The sequence below is a fragment of the Priestia veravalensis genome, from assembly GCF_001457055.1.
Lineage (GTDB): Bacteria > Bacillota > Bacilli > Bacillales > Bacillaceae_H > Priestia > Priestia flexa.
The window spans coordinates 1-9,594 of sequence record NZ_KQ758720.1; the positions used below are offsets into that span (position 1 = coordinate 1).

Sequence of the window (9,594 nt, forward strand, 5' to 3'; positions counted from 1 at the left end):
TGATGAGGCCCTAGAAACGTTTAACATCAAGCGATCTCTAAGTTTGAAAGGCTGTCCGTATGATAATGCAGTAGCAGAAGCAACATTCAAAATCATCAAAACAGAGTTCGTAAAGAAACGTCATTTTGATAGCTTAGAAGAGTTACAAAGAGAGTTTACAGATTATGTGCACTGGTTTAACCATCTACGCATCCACGGTACTTTAGATTATTTAAGTCCAGTGGAATACAAATTTACGCACCTTAAGAAAACTGTCTAGTTTAGTGTTGACAATCCAAATCAAAGAGATGGGAACAGCTAGTGTTCGTCTTTTAGAAGCAATCATTTTGTTATGTCCCAAACTCTTTTATTTTTTTCGCAACAGGATTTTGAAGAAAGAAGCCGAATATAACCTATTGGATTTTAAAAAATAGGGGGAATTATATGTACAACCCAATTAAAAAGTTTGCATCACTTATTGTTTTGTTAAGTTTTGTTATCGCTTTCATATTAGGGCCAACCAATAGCCAAGCAGCGGTAAATGGACAGTCGTTTAACTCGAATTACAAGACCTATTTAATGGCACCACTAAAGAAAGTAACGGAGTTTACTACGTGGGAAGCTTTTGAAAATGACCTTCGGAAGGCAAAGCAAAATGGGTTTTACGCTGTGACAGTAGATTTTTGGTGGGGAGATATGGAGAAAAACGGTGACCAGCAGTTCGACTTTTCTTATGCACAGCGATTCGCACAGGCAGCTCGAAATGCGGGAATAAAAATGGTGCCGATTATCTCGACGCATCAATGTGGTGGAAATGTAGGAGATGACTGTAACACGCCTCTTCCTTCATGGATTTGGAATACTAAAACAGATGATAGCCTATATTTTAAATCAGAAACAGGTACAGTAAACAAAGAAACAGTAAACCCATTAGCGACAGACGTAATCACAAAACAGTACGGGGAGCTATACACAGCATTTGCGCAAGCGTTAGCACCGTATAAAGACGTTATTCCAAAGGTTTATTTATCAGGGGGACCAGCTGGGGAGCTTCGCTATCCTTCATATACAGCTGCTGATGGGACAGGCTACCCTTCTAGAGGGAAATTTCAAGCATACACAGACTTTGCAAAATCTAAATTCCAAATGTGGGCCGTTAACAAGTATGGCTCGTTAGCGGGTGTAAACCAAGCATGGGGACTAAGTTTAACATCAACATCACAAATTTTACCACCTTCAGATGGGAATCAGTTTTTAAAGGATGGATATAACACAAACTATGGAAAAGACTTTCTAGAATGGTATCAAGGAGTTCTGCAAGACCATGCAAAGCGTATTGGAGCATTAGCTCATCAAGCCTTTGATCCGGTGTTTAATGTGCCTGTAGGAGCTAAAATAGCAGGGATACACTGGCAATATAATAATCCAACAATGCCTCATGCTGCTGAAAAGCCAGCGGGTTATAATAACTAGAGTACGTTATTAGACTCATTTAAAACAGCCAAGCTAGATTTGACGTTTACGTGCTTAGAAATGGTTGATAGCGGGACATATCCTGAGTATTCAATGCCAAAAACGTTAGTAAAAGAAGTTGCAAGCCTAGCAAACGCAAAAGGGATTGTATTAAATGGTGAAAATGCTTTAAGTATCGGAAGTGAAGAGCAGTATAAACGCGCAGCTGAAATGACATTTAACTATAACTTTGCGGGCTTTACGCTTTTAAGATTCTATGATGTTATTAATAACTCAACGCGTATGAGCCAGTTTAATCAGCACTTAAATATAAAACCGGTTGCACAGACAATGGTTGTTAAAAATGCACCTACATCGTCTGGAGAGAGTGTTTACATCGTCGGAGATCGTCCTGAACTTGGACAGTGGGACACAATCGCTTATCCAATTAAACTCTCTTACAACTCAACGTACGGAGATTGGAGAGGAACCGTTAATTTCCCAGCCGATTGAAGCGTTCAGTTCAAAGCGATTATCAAGCGCTCGGATGGCTCATTAAAATCATGGCAACCAACCCAGCAGTATTGGAATGTTCCAGGAACGCCTACAACGTATACGAATAATTGGTAAGAAGAAAGCACCCATGCCAGCATGGGTGCTTATTTTTATTTCCAGTTCTCCTCAATAAACTCATCGCGGCCAGATTTAGCACGATCTTCTTTGTAGTGCTTAGGGTTTTTCTTATGAAAATCCTGATGATAATCTTCCGCTGCATAGAATTCAGAGGCAGGAAGAACCGCTGTTACGATAGGATTTTTAAAGCGGCCGCTATCGGCAACGGCTTGTTTTGATTCCTCTGCTTCCGTACGCTGTTGTTCATTATGGTAAAAAATTGCTGTTCTGTATTGAGGGCCACGATCTTGGAACTGACCGTCTGGATCAGTTGGATCGATTTGTGGCCAATAAAGGTCTAATAAGCGCTTGTAAGGGAATACTTCCGGGTCAAACGTGATTTGTACAGCCTCATAATGACCTGAAGTACCTGATTTTACCTGCTCATAAGTTGGGTTTTCTACGGTACCACCTGTGTATCCTGATACAATACCATGAATGCCTTCTAGTTCATCGAAGGGTGTAACCATACACCAAAAGCATCCACCTGCAAACGTTGCTTTTTCCATATAAATCCCTCATTCTCTTTATAATTATGTTCTGTATTATAACAAAACAGAGCGGATAGAGCGAATAATTGATTTACCTAGTAGATTGGTTGAGAAGAAGGAATTATGTAGCAAAACAAAGCTAGCTATGAATAGTTGAGAATGCAGAAGAGGAAAGAAGAAAAAAGTGATAAAATAAAAAGGATATATGTCTAGCTTACATATAGCCACGAGTAGTTAGTTATGTATGCTCAAAAGCGTATTGAATACGTTTTTGCAAGTCATATAAGAAGAATAAACTGAGAAATTTACTAGTTATCCACAGAAAAGATGGATAAGTACGAATAAATATACAATAGGAGAGTAAAAAATGATACAAGATAACCTCATCCTAGAGCATTATGGATTAAATGAGCTGAACTTTGAAACAATTAAAAGTTATCGAGATAAGTTTGCTGCAGTAAAGCCAGATCATCCTTGGAACGTCCTTGAAACCAAAGAGTTTCTTTATAAGGTAGGAGCATGGGGAAAAGCGAGAGACACTCATAAAGAAGGTGTAACGCTTGCGGGCTTGCTTATGTTTAGTGAAGAGAGAATGATTACAGAAATTTTACCACAATACTTTTTAGAGTATCGAGAAAGCGATGCACAAGGTGGATGGAATGAACGATTCACATCCCAGGACGGTACATGGTCTGGAAATTTATATGACTTTTACTTTTATGTTACAGAGCAAGTCTATAAACATCAGCCAAATGGTGAGATCGCTTCCTCATTAGTTGAGGTAGTTACGAACATGTTGCTACATGCAGACTATAATGGAGAAGGTGGATTAACATTCGAATACAATCAGCAGAGCTGCGTATTTTCTAATCCAGGATTATTTCGAATTCCTGTGGATAAGGTGTTCATAACAAAGATGAGTAATTTAAGAAATCCGCATTTATTTAAGCTATTTCGACTACTAAATTTATGTGAACGTTCTGGAAGCGGCTTAACCGCTCTCCACGATAAATGGAAATCATACGGCTACGAGCTTCCAACTATTGATCAAGATGTCTATCTAAAGAGGACAACTCTCAGTCTACCTATGTCTTTTCCAGAAGGACAGAAAGAGTCTGGAAATCAAACGACTTCGACTTTATCGTTTAATAACAATACGGGAAATAAAACAGGAGATGTCGAATCGACCGGAGAATTTGTTGAAAAAAGTAGCTACTATAATAAAATTGAAAACTCCTTTAATAAAGATGATTCACATTTAATAGAGGAGTTCAAGGGTAAAAATATAGGAGTTAGTCCTGCTGATATAGGAGATAACCCCTATAATAAAGAAGAGTGGTCCTACAATAAAAATAATTACTCCTATAATAAAAAAGATGTTTTAATTTCAGATTTAGAAGATGAAAATAGCGTTCTATGGAATCTAGCTGAAATAGCAAGGCGCAAAAAGCGATTAAGTCCAGCAAAAATGGAAGAAGTTATTGTTTCGCTATGCGCACAGCAGCCTCTTAGGCTAAAAGATTTAGCTCATTTACTAGATCGTACGCCTGATGGAGTAAGAAACAATTACTTATCTAAAATGTTGCGCAAAGGTAAGCTTCAGCTTAAATATCCTGAACAGCCTAACCATCCAAAGCAAGCTTACTTAATCGAAGGTTATAGAAGGGAGGAATAAGTGTGAAGTGAAAAGTTGTTGGTTTATTTGTAGGGATGCTCGCTTTATTGAGTTCAACGAGTTGTGCTGCTAGTAGTGGTGAAGAAGTAGATGATACGTTTTTTTCAACATGGTTGTGGGATACGACTCGTATTGAACAGAATCCAGCCCAGTTGGTAAAAGATATTCAAAAAAAGAAGGTAAACCGTGTATATTTGCAAATTAACCATGAGGTACCTATCTTGGCATATCAACGTTTTATAAAATCTGCAAACAGTATCGGAATAACTGTCTATGCTTTAGATGGCAGTCGTACATGGGCAACGTCAGGTCAATCAGATTATGCAGCCTTTTGGGACTGGATTGGATACTACCAAGAAGAAGTAGCAGTTGATGAGCGCTTTAAAGGCGTTCATCTAGATGTTGAGCCGTATTTATTGCCGAATTGGGAAAAGAATCAGCTGCAAATCGTTAGTGCGTATGAAGAAATGATACGAGACGCTGCTAATCGGGCTAAAGCGCTTCAGGTGCCAGTAGGAGCTGACATTCCATTTTGGTTTGATGAAATAGATTCAACCACTGAATCAGATAGCCTTGCTTACTCCGTCATTAAGATGGTTGATGAAGTAACAATAATGGCTTATCGCAATAAAGCGAAGGGGGAAAATGGATTTATTGAGCTTACAAAGAATGAACGTAGGTGGGGATCGGTGTTTTCGACTCCTATTGAAATTGGATTGGAAACCGTGCCTTCAACGGAAGGGAAGTTTATTTCGTTTGCTTCTAAAGGTGAGGCAGCTATGATGCAAGAAATTCAAGAAATGATTGTTATAGTAGATGATAAATCCACCCGTTTCAGCATTCATCATTTTGATAGTTGGGTGAACATGAAAAAATAAGCCGGCTAGCTGTTAAAGCTAACCGGCTTGTCCAATTAGGGGAGAATATGATTCTAGTATGGTCGGGTGTAAACAAATTTATACACAGCTTATTTATAAAAATAAAAAAAGCAACCATCCGAAAATGGTTACTCAATACAAAGGGGGGGGAACTTACTAATAGCATTCCCGCTTTTTTCCTTTATATGCACATAGTGATGAAAAAATTAAAATAATTTTGTTGTCCACGTTTCGCAGTTCCATACGTCCGTTACAACGTCTTCATAAAACTCAGGTTCGTGACAAATAAGCAAAATGCTTCCTTTGTATTCTTTTAAAGCACGCTTTAATTCTTCCTTGGCATCTACGTCTAAGTGGTTGGTAGGCTCATCGAGAACAAGAATGTTGGTTTCATTGTTAATGAGCTTACATAGGCGAACCTTTGCTTTTTCTCCACCGCTTAATACTTCAACTTTACTTTCAATATGCTTCGTTGTTAAACCGCATTTCGCAAGCGCAGCGCGAATTTCGTACTGCGTAAAGTGAGGGAATTCATTCCAGACTTCTTCAATACATGTGTTATAATTGGTTTTTTTGATTTCTTGTTCAAAGTAGCCGATGTGCTGATAGTCTCCTTTTTCAACAGAACCAGATAGCGGTTTGATTTCACCTAAAATACTTTTTAATAGCGTTGTTTTACCAATTCCGTTCGCACCGGATAATGCGATTTTCTGACCACGCTCCATGCGGAGATTCAGTGGTTTTGATAACGGCTCGTCATACCCAATGACTAAATCTGTTGTTTCGAAAATCAGCTTGCTGGATGTACGTGCAGGTTTGAAGTTGAATTCTGGTTTCGGACGCTCTTGAGCAAGCTCAATAACCTCCATTTTATCAAGCTTCTTTTGTCGAGACATTGCCATGTTTCGTGTCGACACACGAGCTTTGTTTCGAGCCACAAAATCCTTTAAATCAGCCATTTCTTGCTGTTGCTTTTTGTAAGCTGCTTCTAGCTGCTGTTTTTTCATTTCATAGATTTTCATAAAATCATCGTAGTCGCCTACATAGCGATTCAACTCTTGATTTTCCATATGATAAATAAGGTTAATAACGCTATTTAAAAATGGAATATCATGCGAGATTAAAATAAATGCATTTTCGTATTCCTGTAGGTAACGTTTCAACCATTCAATATGCTGCTCATCTAAATAGTTAGTGGGCTCATCAAGTAAAAGAATCTCTGGTTTTTCTAACAAGAGTTTCGCAAGAAGGACTTTTGTACGCTGCCCACCGCTTAAGTCTTGCACATCACGCTCTAATCCGATATCTTCTAGCCCTAGCCCTCTAGCGATTTCTTCAACCTTAGCATCAATGACATAGAAATCATTATTCGTTAATAAATCCTGGATTGTACCCACTTCTTCCAGAAGCTTTTCTAGTTCTTCAGGAGAGACGTCAGCCATTTTTTCATATAGTCCGTTCATCTGCGCTTCTAAGTCAAATAAGTATTGAAACGCACCTTTTAAAACGTCGCGGATTGTTAATCCCTTTTCAAGAGAAGTGTGCTGGTCAAGGTAACCGACACGAACTTTTCTAGACCACTCAACTTTTCCGGCATCCGGCTCGAGCTTTCCTGTAATAATGTTCATAAACGTTGATTTACCTTCTCCGTTTGCTCCGATTAAACCTACGTGTTCACCTTTTAACAGGCGAAATGAAACATCATTAAAAATTGCGCGATCACCAAAGCCATGACTTAAATTTTTAACCGTTAGTACGCTCATGTTTACACACCTTTTCTATTTAAAATCAATCGATGATTGTTTATCTATCAGTAATCCACCCCCGATTATAGCGAAATTAGAGAGATAAATCCATGCTAATATTATGTCATTCCGTAACAGGTGATGTTTAGGCGGTTGTTTCAGAAAAAAAGAATGAATAAATGTTTCAGACTCGATTGTTTCTATTTCATGCTTCATAATAAGAAACAAGGATATAGGTTGAAGCAAGGGGGAGCAGATAGTGGAGATTCAAAACATTTTGGTCACAAGCCGCATGTATAAAGAATTAGAGGGTATCATTGAAAGAGAAGATAAGCGAGGCAAGACTTTTCGCTACGTTGATGAAAAAAATATAAACGATGAGGACTTGAAGTGGGCAGATGCTTATATGAGCTTTTATCCTGTTGAAAACTTTGCCTTTCATCAAATGAAGTGGGTTCATTCTTTAGGAGCAGGTGTAGATCGCTACGTCAAATTAGATAGTTGGAAAGACGATGTTATTTTGACAAGAACCGTTTGCTCATTTGGAGCGAGAATGAGCGAGTATTGTTTAAGCTATATGCTGAGTGAGCTTCAGTACCATGTTGCTTTTCAAAAAGCACAGCGTGAAAAGAAATGGGAGCCATTGGAACCTGTTTTGTTATCAAGTCAAAAAGTTGTTATTTATGGAACTGGTGAAATTGGACAGTCTATTGCAGAAATGTTAAAAAGGTTTGGTGTCCAAGTAACAGGAGTTTCTCGAAGTGGCAAAAGCAACCAACATTTTCATCAGGTTGTAGCAACAGGTGATGAAGCATCGCATGTAAAACAAGCAGATTGGATCATTAATACACTGCCGCTAACGCCTGAAACGAATCGTATGTTTAATGCGGAGTGGATGAATATTTTACAAGGTGCATACTTTATTAATGTAGGAAGAGGCGCAACGGTTGATACGGTATCACTTATAGAAGCTATCAATACGAGAAGAATTAAAAAGGCATTTTTAGATGTGTTTGAAGTGGAACCGCTACCTCAATCTGATATGCTATGGGAGCATGAGAACATCGTAATTACACCTCATATTTCGGCTGTTACGACGCCTAAAGAAGCGGTTGCTTGTTTTTTTGATACGCTAGATCGAATTGAAGCGGACAAACCGTTAGAAAATAAAGTAGATCTTAATCGAGGATACTGACGTATAAAATAAACATTGTAAAAAGCTTTTAATTCAAGGTAATGGTATACTGAAGAATGCTTGCGGTTAAAAGCAAGAAGTTGTTCTTCTAGGAGTGAACAAAATTGAACAAACAAGACTTGATGATAAAAGCGAGTGAATTTATTCACCTTTGTTATATAGAGCTTGATAGAGCCGAAGAAACTGCTGAGCGTTTAGTGCAGGTTCAAAAAGAAATTGAAGAAACAGGAACGTACACTCACACGTTTGATGAGCTTGAACATGGTGCTCGAATGGCTTGGAGAAACAGCAACAAATGTATCGGTCGCTTATTTTGGCAGTCTCTTCACGTGTTTGATGAGCGTGAAGCATCAACTGTTGAAGAAGTACGCGATGCTCTTTATAAGCATATTGAGTATGCGACTAACGATGGGAAAATTCGCTCAACGATTACGGTTTTTAAACCAAAAGCAGGTGAGAAAGAGCCGGTACGAATCTGGAATCATCAGCTGCTGAGGTACGCAGGCTATGAAATGGAATATGGACAGCTTGGTGATGCCGCATCCAATGAATTTACGAAAGTGTGCCAAGAGTTAGGTTGGGAAGGAGCCGGTACGCACTTTGATTTGCTTCCTTTAGTTATTCAAGTGAATGGGGAGAAGCCGCAGTGGTTCTCGATTCCTAAGGAACTTGTCAAGGAAGTCACTATTACTCACCCAGAGATAGCAGGATTTGCTGATCTACAGCTTAAATGGTATGGAGTGCCGATGATTTCTGATATGAATCTGGAAATTGGTGGGATTGAATATATAGCTGCACCGTTTAACGGCTGGTATATGGGCACAGAAATTGGCGCGCGTAATTTAGCGGATACAGATCGTTATAATATGCTTCCTAAAGTTGCCTCTATTATGGGGTTAGATACTCGCTATAACGCAACGCTATGGAAGGATAAAGCGCTTGTTGAACTAAATGTGGCCGTCCTGTCTTCTTTTAAAGAGCAAGGTGTCAGTATCGTTGATCATCATACAGCTGCCCAGCAGTTTCGCTTATTTGAAGAGCGTGAAGAGAAAAATGGACGAGAAGTAACGGGGAACTGGACGTGGCTCACCCCACCAGTTTCACCAGCGACGACGCATATTTTTCACAAGCCTTATAAAAACAAGGTGCTGTCACCGAATTATTTTTATCAGAAAAAACACTAGTGTTGCATAAATGTTGACGCAATTTTCAGTTTAATGTTTTTTCCTGTTTAGAGCCAAAAAAGTAAATACCTTATTAAAGGTGGCTCCATCCATTTGGAAATTATGTACAATTAGACTTGTGCGACGACGACAATTTATTTTTAAGGAACGGTTTTTCCTTTAATCTTTCGTATCCAGATATGTGCCGGTTTCCATAACGAAGCCCTTAAAAAACGGCTAATCTGTAGCGTTTTTCGCTTACTTTTTGTTTCGATTTGCGCAATTACATTTAGGCAAAAAACAATCAGTGCGATAAACACTTGGTTTTGAATGGCCCATTCACT

General features: G+C 38.8%; 7 protein-coding genes and 2 pseudogenes. 6 read left to right on the forward strand and 3 right to left on the reverse strand.

Going from position 1 to position 9,594, the window contains the following annotated elements:
* A partial coding sequence (locus AS180_RS20010) for an IS3 family transposase (protein ID WP_139109250.1) occupies positions 1-259 on the forward strand: 259 nt, incomplete at its 5' end.
* Between the two features lie 164 nt (positions 260-423).
* Positions 424-2,061 (forward strand): annotated as a pseudogene (locus tag AS180_RS20015) (family 14 glycosylhydrolase).
* Positions 2,062-2,096: 35 nt separating this feature from the next.
* Here the strand turns inward: AS180_RS20015 and msrA are convergent.
* Positions 2,097-2,612, reverse strand: a complete 516-nt coding sequence (gene msrA, locus AS180_RS20020; RefSeq protein WP_025907539.1) for a peptide-methionine (S)-S-oxide reductase MsrA — start codon at positions 2,610-2,612, stop codon at positions 2,097-2,099.
* A gap of 349 nt (positions 2,613-2,961) precedes the next feature.
* Here msrA and AS180_RS20025 point away from each other — a divergent pair, with 349 nt between their 5' ends.
* Both AS180_RS20025 and AS180_RS20030 read left to right on the forward strand, forming a co-directional pair.
* Positions 2,962-4,269: an ATP-binding protein gene (locus tag AS180_RS20025; RefSeq protein WP_062687408.1), complete on the forward strand. Its 1,308-nt coding sequence runs from the start codon at positions 2,962-2,964 to the stop codon at positions 4,267-4,269.
* Positions 4,270-4,316: 47 nt separating this feature from the next.
* Positions 4,317-5,147, forward strand: a complete 831-nt coding sequence (locus AS180_RS20030) for a hypothetical protein (RefSeq protein ID WP_062687409.1) — start codon at positions 4,317-4,319, stop codon at positions 5,145-5,147.
* Positions 5,148-5,353: 206 nt separating this feature from the next.
* Here AS180_RS20030 and AS180_RS20035 read toward each other — a convergent pair whose 3' ends face one another.
* Positions 5,354-6,910 carry an ABC-F family ATP-binding cassette domain-containing protein gene (locus AS180_RS20035; protein WP_025907535.1) on the reverse strand — a complete coding sequence of 519 codons (1,557 nt, stop codon included), beginning with the start codon at positions 6,908-6,910 and terminating at the stop codon, positions 5,354-5,356.
* Between the two features lie 241 nt (positions 6,911-7,151).
* Between AS180_RS20035 and AS180_RS20040 the strand changes: the two genes are divergently transcribed.
* Complete coding sequence (locus tag AS180_RS20040; RefSeq protein ID WP_062687410.1) at positions 7,152-8,087, forward strand: D-2-hydroxyacid dehydrogenase; 936 nt, start codon at positions 7,152-7,154, stop codon at positions 8,085-8,087.
* A gap of 122 nt (positions 8,088-8,209) precedes the next feature.
* Complete coding sequence (locus AS180_RS20045) at positions 8,210-9,271, forward strand: nitric oxide synthase oxygenase (protein WP_062687411.1); 1,062 nt, start codon at positions 8,210-8,212, stop codon at positions 9,269-9,271.
* A gap of 140 nt (positions 9,272-9,411) precedes the next feature.
* Here the strand turns inward: AS180_RS20045 and AS180_RS21945 are convergent.
* A pseudogene (locus AS180_RS21945) lies at positions 9,412-9,594 on the reverse strand (IS4 family transposase); the annotation flags it as partial.